The organism is Pseudaeromonas pectinilytica (assembly GCF_054780855.1).
In genome coordinates this window covers 1-2,599 of sequence record NZ_BAAGVN010000246.1, presented here as the reverse complement: position 1 = coordinate 2,599, position 2,599 = coordinate 1, and the positions used below count along the sequence as shown (strand labels likewise).

The following is a 2,599-nucleotide window of genomic DNA, read 5'->3' as shown; positions in this document are numbered from 1 at the left end:
TATGTTGGGAGTCACATAGAAGATCAGATCCTGGAAAACGGGAAAGGTTCCGTTCAGGACGCTACTTGTGTATAAGAGTCAGCTCTAGACCTGAACGACTATGTCCATACTTGGTAGTATAGACATGCAATATGTCATCATTATCCACCGCTAAATAGACATAACTGTCTGATTTTTTAATTGATCGGAAACCGTATTTCTCGGCGGAAAAGTCAGTCAATAGTTGATCTGCTTTTTCATTATTCCCCGACAAAATTGCATTTGTGATGGTGGAAAAATCTTTGAAAAAACGGTTGAACTGTTCTTGCTCTTTATCAGATAACCCCCCTTTCGTTATATTTACATCAAGCGACTTATAACTCCATGATAGTTCATTCGTTTCAGTTGTTCCTCCTTTTGCGGAACTAGCAGATATTTCAACTGTATCGCCATCTTTATTTGTTATTTCGAATCGTTGACCGACTTGTTTTCCTTGGATACTCTGCTTCTGAAAAAATAATATTTTTGATGGAATATTATTGATGCCCATTTCGTGAGCCGTCTGGTCAATGTTGTATGTCAGTGTTGATATGAAATCATCCAGTTTATTTATGGAATGTTCGTCCTCTATAAATTCATTGATTCCTTGGTTTATCAATGCACTCAAATGCTCGTCACTACCAGTTGGTATATACTCCTGAAGTTCCTTTTTTAACTTTGGCGATAACCCATACTGCTCAAATGTAGTTCTGGTTGCCGTCGCTGCCGCCTGAAACGCGAGCTGCAATGTATCTGCGCTTATATTCCCAGCACCAAATTTGATGGTGAGTTTATCTATCTTCCCTGAACCGAGTCCGCTTGCTCTACTATCATGAATGGAGTCTTCTTCATAGACCATGGTGGTTGGTTTTTGCACCAATGGTTCGATAGAGCGCGCACCAACTTGTTCTTCAAGAGGGATCTTTTTGATTGTTAGCTCCTTACCCGATAGAATTGATTGGCTAAGGTGTATGTTGTATTTCCGAATAAATGCTGAATTGACATCGTTCTCCATTTTCAAGCTCCTTATCTATATGTGCCGGATACCGCCAACGCCTCCGGCATATATTTAGATGACTATTTCTTGTTAAAGTACATGAGATGCTCTGTCGTCAGGTTGTTATCCACATCTGATATTTCATACTTGACTTCCCAACGGCCATTTGGCCACTCAGGCTTTATGTCTCTGGCTGGGTATGTTAAATATGTTGGTGAGTTTTTGTTTGGCTGTATGTCATAGCTAAATACTCCATTGCTGCATGGGTGATTATTGCTATCACAAAATTTAACTGTATCGTAAGGGATCTTGTTGGGCCCATCCATATAAAACAGAGATAGTTTAATGCTGACTTTTTTTGTGGCAGCTGTCTTGTTGATTATTTTTACCGGATACATAAATTTATAACCAGTCATTTGGGATAATACTTTAACAATGTCATCCTTGTTATCACCTAAAATAGTGGCCGCTATTTCATCGTGTGGCATTAGTGGGTTTTCTACTCGATATACATTCCCACCAGACATGAATGCAACATAGTCACCATTCGCCGATATTCGGCTTTTGGATGCCGTCAGATTTGCGGATTTGTCAGCTAAACTATTGCTTACCAGTTTTGTTATTTCAGTTTTTGCATCATATACATAAGCGTTATTGCCAGTTGTCTCAACATCTGTGATGCGGGGGTCCATAGATTCGAATAAGACAAAACGACCGTCATATGAAATTCCTGGGTTAGAAAAATCTATAGCCGAAGTGCCATCAATTTTTTTGCTGATCAATTTATTTGTTTTTAAAACTCTGTCGTGAAGAATAATCCCGGCCGTTTTTTCTGAAGTTAGATTTGTTGCTGATGTCATATAAACAATGAATCTCCCATCTTCAGATATGGCTGGTGATCCACTGGCGTCGTTGGCTTGTTTGTTTGAGCTATCCATTGTGAAACTGATTAACTCATTTCTATCTGAAGCGGTTTTCTGGATAGTAGAGTTAGCAACGAATATATCCTTTCTATAGTTTTTATCATTTTTAACAATATTACTGGAATTAGATTCGTAAACTACGTATTGACCTGATCCAGATGTTCTAGGATACATGCTATTGCCATTTGAACTCTCATTTTCAACAGATAAAGTATTGCTTAATAATTTCGCCGTTGGATAATCAACCCTTAGTTTTGATGGCGCTGGTGATATGTAAACATCATATTTATAATTATTTTTGATATAACTCCTCCGCATGAAAATAATATTACTTCCATCGCGATCAACATCTTGGGTCATTCCTGCATCAGATGAAATGTCGTAGATGGAAAAGATATTATTGTAGCTATTTGCACTTGGATTTACCTTGACAATTCCTGGCTTTATTTTTGGCCCAAAAATGGCACTGGTATATTGTCCATTTTTGTCGATATATGCCGATATGGCCATCGGGTAGGCGGTATCAGCGAATGGGGGATACATTTTTTTGGGTGTTATATCAACAACGTAAGGAGAGTTCCAGGGCGGGAGCATACTTTGTTGGTTATTTAACCAAAGAATAGTTGTGCCCGATAATTGTCATCCCAGCTTGCTTTTTTTA

Annotated in this window: 2 protein-coding genes; both read right to left on the bottom strand. The window is 38.5% G+C overall.

Annotation, left to right across the window (positions count from 1 at the left end; translation table 11 throughout):
• Positions 1-61: 61 nt before the first annotated feature.
• Entirely contained in the window at positions 62-1,033 is a 972-nt protein-coding gene (locus ACYVG7_RS10655; RefSeq protein WP_460883090.1) for a hypothetical protein, read from the bottom strand.
• 62 nt (positions 1,034-1,095) lie between these two features.
• Complete coding sequence (locus tag ACYVG7_RS10650) at positions 1,096-2,532, bottom strand: TolB-like translocation protein (RefSeq protein WP_460883089.1); 1,437 nt, start codon at positions 2,530-2,532, stop codon at positions 1,096-1,098.
• Positions 2,533-2,599: the final 67 nt, after the last annotated feature.

Excerpts from the sequence above, each read along its gene's own strand:
- ACYVG7_RS10655 (WP_460883090.1), bottom strand. The coding sequence starts at position 1,033 with ATGGAGAACGATGTCAATTCAGCATTTATTCGGAAATACAACATACAC.
- ACYVG7_RS10650 (WP_460883089.1), bottom strand. The coding sequence starts at position 2,532 with ATGCTCCCGCCCTGGAACTCTCCTTACGTTGTTGATATAACACCCAAA.